The sequence below is a fragment of the Uliginosibacterium sp. sgz301328 genome (assembly GCF_041807905.1).
GTDB lineage: Bacteria > Pseudomonadota > Gammaproteobacteria > Burkholderiales > Rhodocyclaceae > JBGVSA01.
Window position 1 is genome coordinate 36,772 of the sequence record NZ_JBGVSA010000020.1, and the last position, 16,536, is coordinate 53,307.

Below are 16,536 nucleotides of genomic sequence, written 5' to 3' on the forward strand. Positions count from 1 at the left end.
CATCCCTGCAAGAAAAATGGCCAGGCACAAAAGAGAAGGGCGCTCCGATGGGCGCCCTTTTTGTTTGTTCGCGCGCGCGCTCCGGGCACGCTGGAGTAGCCACTAAAACTTGTCTGCCCGGCCGCCAGCCAGCCGCTCGATGCGCTTCTCCAGCCGGGCCAGATCGTCGCGCGCCCGAGCCATATCGTCCTGCAGCGATTCCAGTTCGCCGCGTTTGACGACCAGTCCGGCCTCTTCCGACACGTACTCATAGAGATTCGCCCCCAGATTGCGAGCCGTGTCCTGCGCTGTACTGGCGGCGCCTGCCAGGGCGCGCTCGACGCGGTTGGCGACGATATCGCCCGTGATTGGACTGAGCAGGGCACCGACGTCCGGTCGCAGGTGCTTGAGCAATAGAGCGATCGTCTCGGCGAGACGTGCATCGCCGCTGACGCGCGCATGCCGAGCGAGCGCATCGGGCCCATCGAAGGCATGTGCAAGGGCCGACGCTGGTACTTCAATAGAGACTGTCGGATCGCCCGCATTGTGATCGACCTCCAGCAATGCCGTGTCGGTCACCCGGAAACGAAGCCTGATCGGCCCGAGTCCGAGCAGTCCGGTTTCATCCGCATGTTCGCGGAGCGCGTCGCGCGCCCACGTCTCTCGTTCGATCATGCGATTGAGTCCGCCGATGATGAACGCGCTGCCGAACATATGTGTGCCTCGTGAAGTAACCGTATCAGGCCGCTAGTCTGATCGACGCGACAAGCTACGTCGAGCGTTGTGCCGCCCCCAAAAGAAAACGCCCCGCATCAGCGGGGCGTTGCTCATCAGAAGCGGGGGTCTGCTTCAGGCCGCTTGCTGGATACCCGAGAGTACCCAACCGCCATTGCCTTCGACCGGCTTGGTCAGGTGCCAGATTTCATCGAAAGCCTCGGGCGAGGCGCCGGACTCCTCCCGCACCATTCCGTGGTAGCGCACGCTGGCAATATAGCGACGGTTCTCTTCGGCGACTTCCAGCACCTCGGCGTTGAGCACCACCACGTCGGTTTTCTGCACCGTGCAGCCACGTTCATCGATGGCCAGCTTGATCTCGGCGAACATCTCGGGCGAGGTGAATTCGCGGATATCCTCAAGGTTGCAGTTGTCATTGGCAGCCTGCAGCCGAATAAAGTTCACTTTGGCTTGACGAGCGAAGCCTTCAGCGTCGAAACCCGCCGGGAAGCGATCATCCACAGACGCGCCACCCTGCTGCTGGAAAGTCTCGAACCGTGCCGGCTGAGCTTCGGCGCCATACTGGCTGCGCTCGAACGCGTTGGCGCTGTTGCGGCTGCCCGCACCGGCATAGGCCGGCTGAGCCTGACGCGAACCGCCCATGAGGCGCCGGATCAGTGCGAACACCACGACGGCAGCCAGCACGGCCAGGATGATGCCGGCGAACTCAGCACCGATGCCGAAATGCGACAGCAATGCCGCCAGCCCAATACCCGCCGCGAGACCGGCGAGCGGGCCGGCAAAACGGCGCCAGCCACTTTGCGCCGGTGGTTGCGCTTGTGCGGTGGCGGGACGCGCTGCCGGCGTGGCCTGTTGCGGTGCTGCGCTCGGCGGGGTGGCCTGGCGTGCAGGCGGGGTGGTCGACCTCTGCATGCCGAACGAGCGACCGCCGCCAATGCGCCTGGCCTCGGCGAAATCAACCATGACGGTGGCGGAGCCTGCCACCAGCATCAACGACAACATCAGGCGCTTCCACATTGCATTTCTCTCCACGTTCTTTTTTGCGAGGCCGATCGGGCCTCTGGCGCGGACCACCAAATTGGGTCGCGACCAAATTAGATGATGTTTGTACGAATGGGTTCAAGGTCCCACGCAAAAAAATCCATCAACTACACTCCGTATCCGTTTGATTATTCGGCAACAAACGAATCGGCCATCTTATGGCCGTTCAGGCCGTCGCCGGGCGCGGGGCCATGCGTGCTTCGCGAATCGGCAGATTGCACAGCGCCGCAATCGCGGCCAGACCGATGTCGATCCACCACATCACCTGATAATTGCCCAGTCGTGTGAAGGCGAGACCACCCAGCCAGGCGCCCAGAAAGCCCCCGGTCTGGTGGCTCAGCAGAGTGAGACCGAACAAGGTGCCCAAGTAACGGTGGCCGAACAGTTTGCCCACTACCGACGCCGTCGGCGGCACTGTGGCAAGCCATGTAAAGCCGAGCCCCGCAGCAAACAGATAGAACGTCATCGCGGTCCGCGGCGCCGCCAGGTACGCGAGGATCAACAACGAACGCGATCCATACATCCAGAACAGCACGTACTTGCTGCGAAAGCGCTGTACCCACCATCCGGCGGCGAGGCTCCCCACAACGTTGGCCAAACCAATGATCGCCAGCGACCAACTGGCCACGCCTGCAGGAAGTCCACACAGTTGGACTTCGCCCGGCAGGTGAGTCACCAGGAACGCGATATGAAACCCGCAGGTAAAGAAGCCGGCGTGCAACAGCAAATAGCTGCGGTCGCCCAATGCACTGCGCACCGTCGCCCCCAGCCCGGGGCCTTCGTGTGCGACCTGTGTCGCATGGAAGTCCGCCGGCCGGCGCAGCGAGCGCGCCATTGGCAGCGCCACCAGCGACACCACCGCCAGCGACCACAAGGCGCCCATCCAGCCGATGCCCTGGATCAGTTTTTGCAGCACTGGAGCGAAGACGAATTGACCGAAAGAGCCGCCAGCGTTGATCACGCCCGAGGCCATGCCGCGACGCTCCGGCGGAATGCGCTGCGCCACCGCGCCGATGAGCACCGAAAAACTGCCGGCGCCAGCGCCAGCGGCCGATAGCACACCGAGTGTCATCGTCAGCCCGAAAGTGCTGCTCATGAACGGCGTCAGCGCGCTGCCCAGTGCCAACAGCACAATGCCCGCTGCGATCACCCGTCCCGGCCCGTAGCGGTCGGCCACCGCGCCGGCAATGGGCTGGATCGCGCCCCATACGAACTGGCCGATGGCGAGCGCGAAGCTGATGCTGGCAATGCCAAGGCCGGTTGCCGTGTTGAGAGGAGAGACGAACAACCCGGTCGATTGGCGGGCGCCCATGGTCACCATCAGCGTGGCCGCGGCCAGCAGTGTGATGACCCAATACGTGGGCAGGCGATTGTTATTCATGTTGGGGGGCCTTGAGGAGCGTTGGGGAAGGCGCAGGACCGCCATTGTAGGATGGCCCGCGCCCTGCGGCAGCATACGAGAATGGATCACTCCATGCGACTTACCCTCACGCGCTTCATCCTTCTGGTCATGGTCATCGCGCTCGGCTGGTCGGTGTGGCCCTACCTTCGCCATACCATCGACGTCGTCCACTTGCTGCGCGCCGATATGCCGGTGCCTTTGCCCGTGCCGGTCCAGGGCGTGCGTGCAAGGCAGATTGCCGATACCTGGGGCGGCCCGCGTTCGGGCGGGCGCAGACATGAAGGCAGCGACATATTCGCCAAGTGCGGCACCCCGGTGTTGGCAGCCACGCGTGGTCTGGTCCTGCGCGTGGGCGAGAACCGACTTGGGGGCAACATCATTGTCGTCCTCGGCCCCGGTGGCTACTGGCACTACTACGCGCACCTTGCGGCCTATGCGGATGTCAAGCGGGGAGACTGGATAGAAGCGGGGCGCGTGATCGGTTACGTCGGCGACACCGGCAACGCCAAAGGTACCCCGTGCCATCTTCATTACGGGATTTACACCAAAAGCGGCGCGGTGAACCCGTGGCCGTTCTTCGTCGGGCGATAGCGCGGCGCCGGATCCGTACTGGATGTGCGCAGCGGGCGTTGGCGCGTTCCGCGCCGGTGGCGGCGCGGAACCGCCGATGAGGCAGGATTACAGCTTGTAGCCGCGATGCAGCGCCACCGCGCCCGCTGCGAGATTGAAGTACTCGGTGCGTTCGAAACCGACGGTATCCATCATCTGCCGCAGTGTTTCCTGGTCGGGATGCATGCGGATCGATTCGGCGAGGTACTGGTAGCTTGCCGAATCGTTGGCGACCTTCTGGCCCAGCCAGGGCAGCACCTTGAACGAATACAGATCGTAGGCGGATGCGAGCGGCTTCCAGATGCGTGAGAACTCCAGCACAAGCAGACGGCCGCCCGGTCTGAGTACGCGGCGCATCTCGGCCAGTGCTGCGTCCTTGTGCGTCATGTTGCGCAGGCCGAACGCCACCGTGACGAGATCGAAATAGTCGTCCGGGAACGGCAGCTTTTCGGCATCGCATTGCGCTACCGGCAGCAGATGGCCTTTGTCGACGACGCGATCGCGCCCGACCGACAACATGGCGTGGTTGATGTCAGTGAGCCAAACCTGGCCGGTGTCGCCGACGCGTTTTGCGAACGCGAGCGAAAGGTCCGCCGTGCCGCCCGCCACATCCAGCACCTTCTCGCCGCGCTTTACGTTGGCGATCTGGATCGTGAATGCCTTCCACAACCGGTGCATGCCGCCGGACATGAGGTCATTCATGATGTCGTACTTGGTTGCCACCGACGAAAACACGCCAGCCACGCGGCGGGCCTTGTCCTTCTCATCGACGGTTTCGAAGCCGAAGTGGGTCTTGTCGTTCATGGTATGTTCCAGGCTCTCAGTGTTTGCAGCCGCGGTGATGTGTGTGTCCGGCGATGGGCGCGGCGCCAGGCTCGCGGCTGCCACCGGCCTCTTCGAGCCGGCGCAGGTATTCGGCCCATAGCGCCTCATGCTGGCGTGCGAGCAGATGCAGGTAGTCCCACGAATAAATGCCCGATTCGTGGCCGTCCGAGAAGGTCAGCCTGACGGCATAGTTGCCCACCGGCTCGATACCGATGACCGCTACCTCGCGCTTGCCTGTCTGCAGCACCTCCTGACCGACGCCGTGGCCACGTACTTCAGCGGACGGCGAGTACACGCGCAGGAATTCAAACGGCAGGCGCGCCTGCACGCCATCCTCGAAGCGCAGTTCGAGCACGCGCGAACGCTGATGCAGTGTGATGTCGGTCGGCAGGGGCGTATCGGGCGTCAGGCCGGGCATGGTGGGGTATGAATCAGAACAAGGCGTGATGATACCGCGCCCCGGATGGGCCCGCGCAGATGCCGGAGTGGCGGCGCGGGTTGCGAGTATCCTTGCGGGTGCGCCACGCCCCCGGCCGCCACACGACAAGGAGACTACCCATGAGCTCGCAAGACATCACCGTTCCCGCTTCCGCCGTCATCCTGCCGCAATTGCGCTGCAAGACAGGCGAAAGTCCCGTCTGGTCGGTGCGCGAGCAGTGCTTCTATTGGGTGGATATTCCGGGCCGCATGCTTCATCGCTATGCGCCGTCGGACGGCGCGCTGCAAAGCTGGGCCACGCCCGAGAGCTTCGGCTGCATCGCCCTGCGAGCCGCGCCGAAGGCCCTCATCGCCGCGTGCGAGACCGCCATTTTCAAGGTTGATCTGGGCGATGACGGCCACCTGACCACCACGCCCTTCGCGCGGTACTCTCTGCCCGTTTCGCCGATGCGCTACAACGATGGTCGTTGCGATCGCCAGGGCCGCTTCTGGACCAGCACCTTGCACACGGCTGCACAGCGCCAGCCTGCGGGGGAACTGCTGCGCGTCGACCCCGACGGCCAGGTGCACCGTTCCGGCATCGACGGCCTGTACGTGGCCAACGGGATCGCCTTCAGCCCAGACGGTCGCACCATGTATTGTTCCGACACCGGCGCAAACGTGCGTCTGATCTGGGCCTTCGATTACGACATCGACAGCGGCACGCCGAGCAAGCGCCGTCTGTTCGTGGACATGAATCAGCACATCGGACGCCCGGACGGCGCGTCGGTGGACGCCGATGGCTGCTACTGGATCAGCGCCATGGATGGTGGCGCGCTGTTGCGCTTCACGCCAGCCGGCAAGCTCGACCGCACCGTGCACCTGCCGATCAATACGCCGACCATGCCATGTTTCGGTGGTGCCGATCTGGGCTCGCTGCTGGTGACCACGGCGTTCCGCGACAACCCGGACGATGCAGAGGCTGGCCGTACATTGCTGCTCACGCCGGGCGTGCGCGGATTGGCCGACGCCGAGTTCGCCGGCTGAGGGTTCACTCCACCAGCGTCTTGAACATCACCAGCGCGTCGACGTAGCCGAGGCGCTGGTGCCGGTAGGCGCCGGGCAGGCGCCCGACAATCTCGAAGCCCATCTTTTTCCACAGCTTCACGGCCACCTCGTTGGTTGCCACGACGAAGTTGAACTGCATCGCGCGAAAGCCCATCAATACCGCCTGCGTCTGCGAGTGCTCGCACATCTGCGGCGCAATGCCACGCCCTCGCGCTGCGCTCGATACAACGTATCCACAATTGCAGACGTGGTCGCCCAGGGCCGCCTGGTTCGGCTTGATGTAGTAGGTGCCGAGCAACGTGCCGTCGCCATCGCATGCGACGAATGTCGAGCGGGGCAGTTCGATCCACGCCTTGTGGATTTCGTCTGCCGTGCTGTCTGGGGCGAAAGTGTAAGTGTCGCCAGCGGCGAAAGTCGCCTGCAGCATCGGCCACAGTGCGGGCCAATCGGATTCCTGGTAGGGGCGGATGCTGATCATGGTGTTTCGTTCTTCTCGGATACGGCTGCAGGCGTGTCTGGGATGGCGGTCCGTCGGCTGATCTAGGGTGCCGCACAGGCTGCCAACACTGCGCAGCACACCAGCACGATCGGGCGCATGAGGCGCTACTCCGTCGCCAGCGTGTCGCGCGCGAACGACCACGTGCGGCTGATGACGAGGATGTCGGTGTCCTTGCGGATATCGGGCGGGAAGGCGGCGAAGGGCGAGGCGAGCTGGATGATGCGCAGCGCGCTCTCATCGAGTTCTTTCTTGCCCGAGCTGCGAGTGACCATCGCGTTCTGCACGGTGCCGTCGGATTTGATTTCGACCGTCACCAGCAGATTGCCGTACAGGCGGTTGCCGTTCTTGCCGACCGGATAGTTCAGCGTACCGATGCGCTGAATACGCGTGCGCCATTCTTCGATGTACTGCGCGAATCGGTATTCCTGCGTGCGCGCGCCGATGAACGTCTTGCGCGGCCGTTGCGCGTAGGCCTGTTGCAGGCGATCGACGATCGCTTCCTGCCGGGCAATGGCGCGAGCCTGCTCCTTGAAATCGATACCATTGACGTCCGGCGTGGGGGGCTGCGCGGTGTCTGGTTGCGGTGCGGCGGGCGTTTCGGGAGCCGCCGGCACCGCGGCCTTACCCTTGGCCTGCGTCATCAATTGCTTCTGCAGGGTTTCGAGCTGCTGCTGGCGCCGACGTGCCTCGACCAGCGCGTCGCCCGCGCGATCGGTGTTCTCGGGCGGCAGTGGCGAGGTCGTCCGTACTTTCTGGTCGACCGTTCCGCCACCGCTCAGATTGGCCTGCGCCAGCGCCTGAGCCTCTTTGGGCGCCTCGGCGTGCTTGGCGTTGACCAGCACGATTTCCAGCCCCCGGTCCTGCTGGCGGTTCAGGGTGATCTCGGGGACCTTGAAGTGCAGTGCGCCCAGCGCGATATGGATGACCGCCGAAGCCACTGCGCCGATGCCCAGCGCGTGCAGCACCCACCAATGGCGGACTGGCTTGATCGTGCCGGTGGCGGAGGGGGGCAGGGCGGCGGACATGGCGGGCATTTTACGATGCGGCGGCCGACGCTTCTTCGCCGCTCGTCCCGGCGGGCTCCGGCTGGTCGGTCTGCGTTGCAGCCTCGGTCGGCTCCGGCGGCAGTACCAGATCCGCCTCGTCGATTTCTTCGCCGGGCTCGGCACTGTCCAAGGGCGGCAGGATGGCGACGAACTTGCATCGCAGCTCCGCAGCCATCATGTCGTACGACTCGATCGACAATTGCACGCGCGTGCCCGGATGCACGTTCGACAATGAGTGCACCTTGAAGATGTACGGTACGTCCTCCAGGCGCACGATGTTCTCGCGCACCACGCGGGCCGAGACCTCCTTCACACCCTGCTGACGCAGCCAGCGCAGGCACCAGTAGCGCTCCATTCCGCGCTGGAAGTCGGCGTAGGCGGTATAGGTCAGGTCGAAGTCGTTCATGGCGGCAGCCAGATCGACCGAGCCCTTGGGGAATGGCGCCGGCTCGCCCCGCGCCCAGGCGATGAGCTGCCACTGGTTGGCCAGGTCGACGTAGCGGCGCAATGGGCTGGTGGACCACGCGTAGCAATCCACGCCGAGCCCTTCATGCGGCGCCGCAGACGTGGTCATGCGCACCCGGCCCTGCGCCTGCGCGCGGTAGATGGCCGGGTAGCCCGCCTCGCTGAGCTGCTTGCCCCAGGTGCTGTTGGCCAGGATCATCAGTTCGCTCACCAGCTTGTCCAGTGGCGAACCGCGCTTGCGGCGCTCGATGCGAACGCTGCCGGGACCGTCCTGCGTCTGCACGTCCCAATCGACGTAGAAGTTGTAATCGTGCGTGTTCTGATTGGCCGACGGTTTGCCACGGCCGGCTTCGAGCACGCAGGCGAACTCCCACAACAGGGTCAGCTCGCGCTTCCAGGGATAGTCGGGGCCTTCTTCGCCGATGGTGTTCTCGTTGAACATCGGCTCGATGTCGTGGTGGCGCAGGTTGGCGACCACCGGCACGCGCTCCACGCGCGATTCGATCGAGCCCGTGGTGTAGTCGCGATTGACGTCGACGTACATCGACAGCGCCGGGCGCGCCTGGCCTTCGCCCAGTGTGAAGGTGTCGACCACGGCGTCCGGCAGCATCGTCAGCTTGTTGCCGGGCATGTAGACCGTCGACAGACGTTGGCGTGCAATGGCGTCGAGCGGTGTGCCGCGCGCAATGCCCAGCGCCGGCGCCGCGATATGGATGCCGATCCGCCAGCCGCCTTCCGCACGCGGCGTGATCGACAACGCATCGTCGATTTCGGTCGTGGTGGCGTCGTCGATGGAAAATGCCTGTACGTCTGCGAGCGGCAGGTCTTCGGGCGGAGCGGGCAGATCGACGGGCGGGAAGTCGGTTCCGTCCGGGAACTGCTCGAACAGAAAGCGTCCGTACAGATAGTCGTAGCTCGATTTGATGGCGCCGGCCTCGAGCAGCAGCCTGGCGGGCGTCCGGCCGCTTTCGGCACATGCGGCCTCCAGCGCCTTGGCTTCGAGCCGGTTGCGGTCGGGTTTGTAGAGAAGCTGCGGCACGATGGCGACGAATTCGGCCGGCAACTGGCCCGCGACGAGTTCCGTCTTCATGCGATCGACGGCCTCTTGCTGAAGGCGTTTTTTCTCTTGCCCAGCCAGCGCGGCCTTCAGAATGTCCGCAGGCGCCTTGCGGAAGCGTCCGCGCCCCTTGCGGTGAAAATGGACCGGTGAGCCGAACAGGCCGACCAGGATGGCGGTGGCTTCGACCGCGCTTGGCGCGTGGCCGTAGTAATCGGCTGCAAAGTCAGCGAAGGCAAATTCGTCATCGCTGCACATTTCCCACAGGAATTCGGTTTCCAGGCCGGCGGCTTCTGCCTCGGCACGCGGCAACAGTTCCCCCGCGGCCGGTGCGGTAAAGCGCAGCAGCACGGCGGTGGACTTCAACTTGACGCGCTTGCCGGTCGCCGTTTCGACCTGCAGAGAGCTGTCATTGTCTGCGAGGACGGTGCCGGTCTTGAACGACCCGTCCTCTTCGAACAACACATTCATGTGGGAGAAACTTTCGTTATCAGTGCATGGCGCGCCGGCGGGCGAGCGTCGGCGCGGGGAGAGCCGGCCATTATACCGGCGGCCGGCTACGCCGAATGTCCCAGGTAAACAGCGCCAGTCCTGCCCAGATGAAGGCAAAGCTCATCAGTTGCGACGCGCCAAACGGCTCACGAAACACCAGCACGGCAATGAGGAATACCAGCGTCGGCGAGGCGTATTGCAGCAGCCCCAGCACCGACAGCGGCAACCGTCGCGCACCCTCTGAGAACAGGGCCAGCGGCACGGCCGTGATGAGCCCCGCCAGTGGCAGCATCGGCCACCATGCTGGCGATACCTGGGCGGCGACCAAGGCACCAGTACTCGCCAGCCAACCGAGAAATACCAGCGCCACCGGCAGCGCAATCAGCGTTTCGATGAACAGGCCATTGGTGGCGTCGATCGGTGCGCGCTTGCGCAACAGACCGTAGAACGCAAACGTAATCGCCAGCGTGAGCGCCACCCAAGGCAGCGAACCCAACGAGACGATCCGCCAGACGACGCCGATCGCCGCCAGTGCGACGGCGACTTTCTGTGCGGTGCGCAGGCGTTCATGCAGGAAGATCGCGCCGAGTGCCACGTTGAGCAGCGGGTTGATGAAGTAACCGAGGCTCGCATCGACTGCGTGGCCAGTCATCACTGCCCACACGTAAACCAGCCAGTTCGCGGTCGCCAGCAGCGCCGTCAGGCACAACAAGGCCAGCAGACGCGGTTCGCGCAGCACGCGTGCGGCTTCGCCCAGGCCCTGGCGGAACCAGATCCACGGCGCCAGCAGTAAAGCCGACCACAGCACACGGTGGGCGACGACCTCGAATGCGCCGAAATGCATCATCGCCTTGAAGAACAACGGCGACAGGCCCCAGATGGTGAAGGCGATCAGCGCGCTGATGACGCCGCGACGGTCGATGGTCTGGTTCATGGTCGCGCCTCTGGCAGCAGGCCGGCAAAGCGCAGGATGTCGTCCAGATATTCGTCCCAGCGGGTGAAACTGTGATCGCCGCCTTCCAGCACGGTCTGCCGCGCGCCGGTGTAGCGCTGCACGGCCAGTCGGTAGTCGAGCAGTTCATCGCCCTGTTCGACCATCAGCCAGTAACGCGCGGGGTCGGCAAGGCGTTCCACGTCGAGTTCGCGCATCTGGTCGAGGTGCTCGCGGCGCACGTCGAACTCCTCGCCGGTATAGATCATCGTCTGGCGGCCAAGGAAAGGCTCCAGCGTGACATGCGATATGACGCTCGGATTGACCAGCACGGCTTTCAGACCGTAGCGCTCGGCCAGTGCGGTGGCGTAGTGACCGCCCAGCGAACTGCCGACCAGCGTCGGTGCGACAGCGCAGGCTTCGATCACGCGCGAGACCTGAGCGATGGCATCCCGGGGAACCAGCGCGAGCTGCTCGCCCCAGAAAGCATCGGCCAGACCCTGCGCAGCCATGTGTGCCCGCAGCGATTGCGATTTGTGCGACTGCGGACCAGAGCGGAATCCATGAAGGTAGATCAGCATGTTGGAATCACGGCGTATTGACGAAAAGGGGCGCCACGCGCCCCGGGGACTGCGGTGTTTCTTGGGCGATCCGCTCAGTGATCGACCCACTGGACCAGATCGAATTGCCACGTTACCAGCACGATCAGGCCGAAGGCGATGCGATACCAGGCAAAGATCGTGAAGTCATGCGACGAGATGTAGCGCAGCAGCCAGCGCACGCAGATGAAGGCCGAGACGAATGCCGTCACCAGCCCGACGATCCACATGTCCAGATCGCTCATCGACAGCAATGCGCGATCCTTGTAGAGCGAATACAGCGAGGCGAGGATCAGTGTCGGGATTGCAAGGAAGAACGAAAACTCCGTCGCGGCCTTGCGCGACAGGCCGAACAGCAGGCCGCCGATGATGGTCGAGCCGGAGCGCGACGTGCCGGGAATCAGCGCGAAGACCTGGGCGCAACCAACCTTGAACGCATCCAGCGGGGTCATGTCGTCGACGGTCTGTACGCGGACTGTGTGCTGGCGCCGTTCAGCCCAGAAGATGATCAGGGCGCCGACGATGAACGCCGTGGCGACCACCGGGGCATTGAAGAGATGCTCCTTGATGGCATGGCTGAACAGAAAGCCCAGCGCTGCCGCCGGCACGAATGCGATGGCGACGTTCGTGATCAATCGTTGCGAAGCGCGGTCGGAAAAGGCACCGGCAAACACGCGGCCGAGCCGCGCGCGGTATTCCCAGATCACCGCGATGATCGCGCCAGCCTGGATGACGATCTCGAACAGCTTGCCGCGGTCATCGTTGAAGTTGAGCAGGGCACCGGCAAGAATGAGGTGGCCGGTTGAAGAAATGGGAAGGAACTCGGTGAAGCCTTCGACCAGACCGAGAATGGCCGCTTTCAACAGCAGGATGATGTCCATGGATGTCTTTTTTGGGCGGGTTGTTGTCGGGGGGAACGCCCGATTATGCCATCGCTCCGTGACGGCTCCGTCTGACGGCGTCAGTCTTTGCCCGCGCGCATGCGGGCCGACAGCACTTCACGCCGAGGCCCGCGCCCTGCACCATGTACGGCGTTGACGTTCATTGGTCCTGCGATGCATCTGCGTTTCAAGTTCGCCTTGTTTGCCATTCTGCCGCTGTTGCTGGCAATCACCGCCATCGCGGCCGTCGTGCGCATCCAGGCAGAATCACTGGCCGAAGCCGAGGCACGCGTGGTCGAACCCGTCCTGCTGTCGGCGCGCAAGGCCGAGCTCACCCACTACGTCAGCCTGGCGTTGCTGGCGATCGAACCGATGCGCAAGCGGGGCGACGAGGCGGCCGCCCGTGAGGCGCTGGCTACATTGGCCCGCATGGAATTTGGCGAGGACGGCTATTACTTCGTCTACGACAGCAAAGGGCGCAACCTCATGCATCCGCGCCAGCCGGAACTCGTGGGGCAGAATCTGTGGAACATGCACGACGCCAACGGTGTGCCGGTGATCCAGAACCTCATCACGGCGGCGTCACACGGAGGCGGTTTCGTCGAATACCTCTGGCCGCGCCCGACCATGAAGCGGCAGGAGCGCAAGCTGGGCTACGTCGTGACCGTGCCCGAATGGAATTGGGTGCTGGGTACCGGCATCTACATGAATGACCTGGAAGACGCACGCAAACGCATCGACGAGGAAGCGACCCGTGCCATTCGGCGCACCATGACCATCATCGTTGTGATTGCCGTCTTTGCAACGCTGATGGTTGCGACCGCTGGCTACGCGGTGAACCTCACGGAGCGCCGCGACGCCGAAGCCAAGATGCGCGCACTGGCGCATCAGGTGGTGGCCTCACAGGAAAAAGAGCGCGCCCGCGTGGCGCGCGAATTGCACGATGGCGTGAGTCAGTGGCTGGTGTCGGTGAAGTTCATGCTCGAATCCGCGCTGTCGCGGCTGCGTAGCGAGGCCGGTGGTGCGGATGCCCCGCTGGAGCGCGGCGTCAGCGGCGTCAATGACGTGCTGCGCGAGATCCGCCGTATTTCGCACGGGCTGCGGCCCGCGATGCTCGACGACCTCGGGCTGGTACCGGCGCTGTCGCAGGTGCTCAACGAGTTTTCCCGGCGAACGGGGGTGGCGACGCATCTTGAAGCGCCCGAAACACTGATCATTCCGGATGCCGTCGCCACCGCTCTGTTTCGCGTGACGCAGGAAGCCCTGACCAATGCCGAGCGCCACGCCGGAGCTACGCGCATCGACGTGAGTCTGCGCGCGCATCGCAATCTGGTGCTGTCGGTGAGCGACAATGGACAGGGTTTCGACGTCGACCGGGTATCGGCGACCACGCGTGAAGGACTGGGCTTGTCCAGCATGCGCGAGCGTGTCGAAACGCTCGGGGGTTTCTTCAGCTTGCAGTCTGGCCCGTCTGGGACCACCATCGTCGCCACGCTGCCTGCTGCTTCGTTGCGCGCCTGATCTACCACATTGACCTCATCATGAACGCCGGACGCATTCGCTTGTTGCTCATCGACGATCACCCGCTGGTTCGTGACGGGGTGCGCGCGCGGCTCGAAACCGTGACGCACTTCGAGATCGTCGGCGAGGCGGGCGACGCCACCGAGGCGCTGGCGCTCGTGGCGCGCGTCAGCCCCGATCTGGTGCTCATGGATATCAACATGCGCGGCGCCAACGGCATCGACCTGACGCGGCAATTGCTCGCGCAATCGCCACAGACGCGCGTGGTGATGCTCACCATGCACGATCAACCGCAATACGTGATCGAGGCTTTTCGCGCCGGCGCACGCGGCTACGTGCTCAAGGACAGCCCGGCGCAGGAAATCATCACCGCCATCGAAAGTGTCATGGTCGGGCGGCGCTACTACTCTCCTGGCGTGGCCGATGCCCTGGCGCAGGCGGCGGCGCCGGCGCCCGATCTGACGCAGCGCGAGCGCGACATTCTTGCGCTGCTGGCCGACGGCCTGTCGAACAAGGAAATCGCCGCGCGCCTGTCGCTGTCGGTGCGCACCGTCGAGACGCATCGCCTGAACATCAAGCGCAAACTTGATCTCGAAGGGCCGGCATCACTGGTAAAGTTCGCAGTCGAACGCAAATGGAGCGGGTTCTGACCCACCGCTTGTCGCCACTTTGATGGCGCCGTCCCGCTGGCGGCGTCGCGAGCCTTTCCTGCGCCGGCCATGATCACGCTGCAATCGATTCACCGCTATCCCGTCAAATCCACGCGCGGCGAAACGCTCGCATCAGCCGAGGTGACGCGCTCGGGCATCCTGCTCGATCGCCGCTGGATGATCGCCGAGACCACCGATCAATTCGCCAACCGCATGGTCACTGGCCGCAATGATCCGAAGGTGGTGCGCATCGAGGCGCGGGTGGCCGACGGTCATCTGAATCTTTCCGCGCCCGGCATGAGTTCGCTCGCCGTCGAACGGGCAAGCTTGGCGCAGTCTGCGTCCGCCTCGGTGTGGCGCGACGAATTCACCGCATGGACAGGTTCGCTTGCCGCCGATGCGTGGTTGTCGGAGTACGTGGGGCGCGCGGTGCGCCTGATGGATGTCGGCGAGCAGAGCGCGCGCCACGTGCGGAATCGTCCTGATGTGCCCTTGTCGTTCGCCGACGGATTCCCGCTGCTGCTCATCAACACCAGCTCAGTCGACGCCCTGTCCGAATGGGTTGGGCGGGCGATGCCATTCACGCGCTTCCGCCCCAACCTGCTCGTGACCGGGGCCGAGGCGTTTGCCGAAGATGGCTGGAAGCGGCTGCGCATCGGCGAAGTCGAATTCACCATGGCAAAGCGCTGCTCACGCTGCGTATTCACGACCGTCGACCCGGAGACGGGTGAGAAATCCGCCGATCAACAGCCGCTGCGGGCGCTGACCGAACATCGCAGAAGCGACGATGGCGTCATGTTCGGCGTCAATCTCATCGCCGAGAACACGGGCTCCATTGCTGCGGGCGCGACAGTCGAGATCATCGAATGACGCCGGCCGCTGGCACCGGCGATCTTGTCGCGCGCCTGATGGCGGCGCAGCCGCCGCGCGTGGTGCTCGATACCAACGTCATCATGGCCTTGTGGCACTTCGAAGATCCGCGCCTCGTCGGATTGCGTGCGTGGCTCGAAGCGCGGCAGGCGGCATTGCTGACGCGCGCCGAATGCCTCGACGAACTGCGCCGTGTGCTGGCCTACCCGCAATTCGGCATCGCGCCCGAGCAGCAGGTGCAGATCGCGGATACGTATACCTCGCGTGCCGAATGCGTGCCCGCCCAGACCGACGAGCAAATCGCGGTGGCGGCGAGTCTGCCGCAATGCAAAGACCGCGATGACCAGAAATTCCTCACGCTGGCGCTCGACGGCGGGGCCCACGCACTGCTGACGCGCGACAAGCTCCTGTTGGGACTGGCGCGCCGCGCGCCGTACCGCGACCATTTCTTCATTGCCACGCCTGAGCGCGTGCAGGCGGCAGTCGCGCCCACGACCTAAGCCGGGCCCCGTCCGTACGCCCGGCAATGACCCCCATGCGGCAAGAAGCGCCTGGCTGATCTATCTTGATAGGGCATTGGAATATCCCATTCCAATCTCTAGGAGCCGTTCATGGATACGACCACCTGGGCAACCGACTTTCATCACCTGATCCTCGCCAATCTCGTCCCCTTCGGCTCGCGCCTGATCGGCGCCATCGTCCTGTGGATCATAGGTGGTTGGGTCATCAATTTCGTCCGGCACCTGTTCGGACGGACCATGCGCATGCGCGGGCTCGACGCCACGCTGACCGAGTATCTCGAATCGGCCATGGCGATCCTGCTGCGCATTCTGTTGGTCATCGCCATTCTCAGCCTGTTCGGCATCGAGACGGCTTCGTTCGCTGCCATACTGGCCGCCGCCGGCGTGGCCATCGGCATGGCGTGGTCGGGGCTGCTGGCCAATTTTGCGGCGGGGATATTCCTGATCCTGTTGCGGCCGTTGAAGGTGGGAGACTTCATCACCGCCGCCGGCGTGACGGGTACGGTGCGCGAGATCGGTATGTTCGCCACCGTCGTCGACCAACCGGACAACGTCCGCACCGTGATCGGCAACAACAAGCTGTTTGCCGACAACATCGTCAACTACAGCACCAACGCCTACCGACGTGTGGATCTCAATGCGCAACTGGCGCACGACGTCGATGTGGCAGCGGCAATCGCCCTGTTGCGGACGCGTGTCGCCCAGATCCCGAATGTGCTGGCCGAACCGGCGCCGGACATCGACGTACTGGAATTCAACCCGGCCGGTACCAAGCTGGTCGTGCGCCCCTACACCAGCAACGACAACTACTGGCAGGTCTTCTTCGATACCAACCGCGCCATCATGGAAGTCAGCGGCCAGGCGGGCTGGCCGATTCCGGCACCGCGGCAGGTGTTGTTGCAGAAGTCCTGATCGGCGGTGACGGCTG

Annotated in this window: 18 protein-coding genes; 7 read left to right on the plus strand and 11 right to left on the minus strand. The window is 64.2% G+C overall.

Annotated features, from left to right (window positions below):
* Window positions 1–102: 102 nt before the first annotated feature.
* From ACDA63_RS15015 to ACDA63_RS15025, 3 genes are all read right to left on the minus strand, one after another.
* A complete protein-coding gene (locus tag ACDA63_RS15015; protein WP_373664084.1) occupies window positions 103–693 on the minus strand; it encodes an SCP2 domain-containing protein in 591 nt (196 codons plus the stop codon).
* A 135-nt stretch (window positions 694–828) separates the two neighbouring features.
* Complete coding sequence (locus ACDA63_RS15020) at window positions 829–1,731, minus strand: Tim44 domain-containing protein (RefSeq protein WP_373664085.1); 903 nt, start codon at window positions 1,729–1,731, stop codon at window positions 829–831.
* A 190-nt stretch (window positions 1,732–1,921) separates the two neighbouring features.
* On the minus strand, window positions 1,922–3,136 hold the full coding sequence (locus ACDA63_RS15025; protein WP_373664086.1) for an MFS transporter: 1,215 nt from the start codon (window positions 3,134–3,136) through the stop codon (window positions 1,922–1,924).
* Between the two features lie 93 nt (window positions 3,137–3,229).
* Between ACDA63_RS15025 and ACDA63_RS15030 the strand changes: the two genes are divergently transcribed.
* Window positions 3,230–3,748, plus strand: coding sequence for a M23 family metallopeptidase (locus tag ACDA63_RS15030; RefSeq protein WP_373664087.1), 519 nt, complete (start codon window positions 3,230–3,232; stop codon window positions 3,746–3,748).
* Between the two features lie 87 nt (window positions 3,749–3,835).
* On the opposite strand, the gene ubiE is transcribed toward ACDA63_RS15030, so the two are convergent.
* Together ubiE and ACDA63_RS15040 are read right to left on the minus strand one after the other, a co-directional pair.
* Window positions 3,836–4,570, minus strand: coding sequence for a bifunctional demethylmenaquinone methyltransferase/2-methoxy-6-polyprenyl-1,4-benzoquinol methylase UbiE (gene ubiE / locus ACDA63_RS15035; protein ID WP_373664088.1), 735 nt, complete (start codon window positions 4,568–4,570; stop codon window positions 3,836–3,838).
* Between the two features lie 16 nt (window positions 4,571–4,586).
* Complete coding sequence (locus ACDA63_RS15040) at window positions 4,587–5,009, minus strand: gamma-butyrobetaine hydroxylase-like domain-containing protein (protein WP_373664089.1); 423 nt, start codon at window positions 5,007–5,009, stop codon at window positions 4,587–4,589.
* Window positions 5,010–5,149: 140 nt separating this feature from the next.
* Here ACDA63_RS15040 and ACDA63_RS15045 point away from each other — a divergent pair, with 140 nt between their 5' ends.
* Window positions 5,150–6,055: an SMP-30/gluconolactonase/LRE family protein gene (locus ACDA63_RS15045; protein ID WP_373664090.1), complete on the plus strand. Its 906-nt coding sequence runs from the start codon at window positions 5,150–5,152 to the stop codon at window positions 6,053–6,055.
* A 4-nt stretch (window positions 6,056–6,059) separates the two neighbouring features.
* Here ACDA63_RS15045 and ACDA63_RS15050 read toward each other — a convergent pair whose 3' ends face one another.
* From ACDA63_RS15050 to ACDA63_RS15075, 6 genes are all read right to left on the minus strand, one after another.
* Complete coding sequence (locus tag ACDA63_RS15050; RefSeq protein ID WP_373664091.1) at window positions 6,060–6,554, minus strand: N-acetyltransferase family protein; 495 nt, start codon at window positions 6,552–6,554, stop codon at window positions 6,060–6,062.
* A 125-nt stretch (window positions 6,555–6,679) separates the two neighbouring features.
* Window positions 6,680–7,609, minus strand: coding sequence for an energy transducer TonB (locus tag ACDA63_RS15055; protein WP_373664092.1), 930 nt, complete (start codon window positions 7,607–7,609; stop codon window positions 6,680–6,682).
* Window position 7,610: 1 nt separating this feature from the next.
* On the minus strand, window positions 7,611–9,614 hold the full coding sequence (locus ACDA63_RS15060; RefSeq protein WP_373664093.1) for a ribonuclease catalytic domain-containing protein: 2,004 nt from the start codon (window positions 9,612–9,614) through the stop codon (window positions 7,611–7,613).
* A 70-nt stretch (window positions 9,615–9,684) separates the two neighbouring features.
* Window positions 9,685–10,569, minus strand: coding sequence for an EamA family transporter RarD (gene rarD / locus ACDA63_RS15065; RefSeq protein ID WP_373664094.1), 885 nt, complete (start codon window positions 10,567–10,569; stop codon window positions 9,685–9,687).
* Window positions 10,566–11,147 (minus strand): YqiA/YcfP family alpha/beta fold hydrolase, encoded by a 582-nt coding sequence (locus ACDA63_RS15070; RefSeq protein ID WP_373664095.1) that lies wholly within the window; start codon window positions 11,145–11,147, stop codon window positions 10,566–10,568. Before ACDA63_RS15070 ends, rarD begins: the two co-directional genes overlap by 4 nt.
* Before the next feature lie 74 nt (window positions 11,148–11,221).
* A complete protein-coding gene (locus ACDA63_RS15075) occupies window positions 11,222–12,046 on the minus strand; it encodes an undecaprenyl-diphosphate phosphatase (RefSeq protein WP_373664096.1) in 825 nt (274 codons plus the stop codon).
* A gap of 174 nt (window positions 12,047–12,220) precedes the next feature.
* On the opposite strand from ACDA63_RS15075, the gene ACDA63_RS15080 reads away from it, so the two are divergent.
* The 5 genes from ACDA63_RS15080 (at window position 12,221) to ACDA63_RS15100 (ending at window position 16,520) form a co-directional block, all read left to right on the plus strand.
* Window positions 12,221–13,567 carry a cache domain-containing protein gene (locus ACDA63_RS15080; protein ID WP_373664097.1) on the plus strand — a complete coding sequence of 449 codons (1,347 nt, stop codon included), beginning with the start codon at window positions 12,221–12,223 and terminating at the stop codon, window positions 13,565–13,567.
* 20 nt (window positions 13,568–13,587) lie between these two features.
* Window positions 13,588–14,217: a response regulator gene (locus ACDA63_RS15085; RefSeq protein WP_373664098.1), complete on the plus strand. Its 630-nt coding sequence runs from the start codon at window positions 13,588–13,590 to the stop codon at window positions 14,215–14,217.
* Between the two features lie 69 nt (window positions 14,218–14,286).
* The gene (locus tag ACDA63_RS15090) at window positions 14,287–15,087 is read left to right on the plus strand and encodes an MOSC domain-containing protein (RefSeq protein ID WP_373664099.1); all 801 of its coding nucleotides are present in this window, start codon (window positions 14,287–14,289) and stop codon (window positions 15,085–15,087) included.
* Entirely contained in the window at window positions 15,084–15,587 is a 504-nt protein-coding gene (locus ACDA63_RS15095) for a putative toxin-antitoxin system toxin component, PIN family (protein ID WP_373664101.1), read from the plus strand. Before ACDA63_RS15090 ends, ACDA63_RS15095 begins: the two co-directional genes overlap by 4 nt.
* 111 nt (window positions 15,588–15,698) lie before the next feature.
* Entirely contained in the window at window positions 15,699–16,520 is an 822-nt protein-coding gene (locus ACDA63_RS15100; RefSeq protein ID WP_373664102.1) for a mechanosensitive ion channel family protein, read from the plus strand.
* Window positions 16,521–16,536: the final 16 nt, after the last annotated feature.

Bases quoted from the DNA above. Each gene is read 5' to 3' on its own strand.
- ACDA63_RS15095 (WP_373664101.1), top strand. From the start codon at position 15,084: ATGACGCCGGCCGCTGGCACCGGCGATCTTGTCGCGCGCCTGATGGCG.
- ACDA63_RS15070 (WP_373664095.1), bottom strand. From the start codon at position 11,147: ATGCTGATCTACCTTCATGGATTCCGCTCTGGTCCGCAGTCGCACAAA.
- ACDA63_RS15015 (WP_373664084.1), bottom strand. From the start codon at position 693: ATGTTCGGCAGCGCGTTCATCATCGGCGGACTCAATCGCATGATCGAA.
- ACDA63_RS15060 (WP_373664093.1), bottom strand. From the start codon at position 9,614: ATGAATGTGTTGTTCGAAGAGGACGGGTCGTTCAAGACCGGCACCGTC.
- ACDA63_RS15085 (WP_373664098.1), top strand. From the start codon at position 13,588: ATGAACGCCGGACGCATTCGCTTGTTGCTCATCGACGATCACCCGCTG.
- ACDA63_RS15040 (WP_373664089.1), bottom strand. From the start codon at position 5,009: ATGCCCGGCCTGACGCCCGATACGCCCCTGCCGACCGACATCACACTG.
- rarD (WP_373664094.1), bottom strand. From the start codon at position 10,569: ATGAACCAGACCATCGACCGTCGCGGCGTCATCAGCGCGCTGATCGCC.
- ACDA63_RS15020 (WP_373664085.1), bottom strand. From the start codon at position 1,731: ATGTGGAAGCGCCTGATGTTGTCGTTGATGCTGGTGGCAGGCTCCGCC.
- ACDA63_RS15050 (WP_373664091.1), bottom strand. From the start codon at position 6,554: ATGATCAGCATCCGCCCCTACCAGGAATCCGATTGGCCCGCACTGTGG.
- ACDA63_RS15055 (WP_373664092.1), bottom strand. From the start codon at position 7,609: ATGCCCGCCATGTCCGCCGCCCTGCCCCCCTCCGCCACCGGCACGATC.
- ubiE (WP_373664088.1), bottom strand. From the start codon at position 4,570: ATGAACGACAAGACCCACTTCGGCTTCGAAACCGTCGATGAGAAGGAC.
- ACDA63_RS15030 (WP_373664087.1), top strand. From the start codon at position 3,230: ATGCGACTTACCCTCACGCGCTTCATCCTTCTGGTCATGGTCATCGCG.
- ACDA63_RS15045 (WP_373664090.1), top strand. From the start codon at position 5,150: ATGAGCTCGCAAGACATCACCGTTCCCGCTTCCGCCGTCATCCTGCCG.
- ACDA63_RS15100 (WP_373664102.1), top strand. From the start codon at position 15,699: ATGGATACGACCACCTGGGCAACCGACTTTCATCACCTGATCCTCGCC.
- ACDA63_RS15080 (WP_373664097.1), top strand. From the start codon at position 12,221: ATGCATCTGCGTTTCAAGTTCGCCTTGTTTGCCATTCTGCCGCTGTTG.
- ACDA63_RS15075 (WP_373664096.1), bottom strand. From the start codon at position 12,046: ATGGACATCATCCTGCTGTTGAAAGCGGCCATTCTCGGTCTGGTCGAA.
- ACDA63_RS15025 (WP_373664086.1), bottom strand. From the start codon at position 3,136: ATGAATAACAATCGCCTGCCCACGTATTGGGTCATCACACTGCTGGCC.
- ACDA63_RS15090 (WP_373664099.1), top strand. From the start codon at position 14,287: ATGATCACGCTGCAATCGATTCACCGCTATCCCGTCAAATCCACGCGC.